Consider the following 488-nt stretch of genomic DNA (forward strand, 5'->3'; position numbering starts at 1 on the left):
GTGCGTTCAAGTATTCTGCGACGTTCGGCCTGGGCAACAGCGGATAGAATGGTGACCACCATTTTTCCCATGTTGCCGTCGGTGCTGATTCCGTCATCGATAAACCGGACGGCCACCCCCTGAGCGTCGAATTCCTTTATCAGCTGGATCATATCGGCGGTATCCCGGCCAAGACGGTCGAGCTTCTTCACCAGAATGACGTCACCTTCCTCCACCTTCATGCGCAGCAGATCAAGCCCCGGACGATCGACTGAACTGCCGGATGCCTTATCGGTAAAGATACGGTTCGCTTTCACGCCTGCCTCTCTGAGCGCCCTGATCTGAATATCGAGAGACTGCTGGCTGGTTGATACCCGAGCATAACCAAAAAGTCGCATAAAAATGTATCCTAAATCAAATATCGGACAAGTGGTGTCTGTTATAACAAAAAATCGATTTAACAGACACATTAATGATGCCGATTTTGTGTGTCCGACAATTTATAATAT

At 49.0% G+C, this 488-nt stretch carries 1 protein-coding gene; it reads right to left on the minus strand.

Going from position 1 to position 488, the window contains the following annotated elements:
* Positions 1-377: recombinase family protein (locus GSQ70_RS03105; protein WP_158785188.1), on the minus strand; the 377-nt coding region annotated here is incomplete at its 3' end.
* Positions 378-488: the final 111 nt, after the last annotated feature.

Source organism: Pantoea sp. BAV 3049 (assembly GCF_009765445.1).
Lineage (GTDB): Bacteria > Pseudomonadota > Gammaproteobacteria > Enterobacterales > Enterobacteriaceae > Erwinia.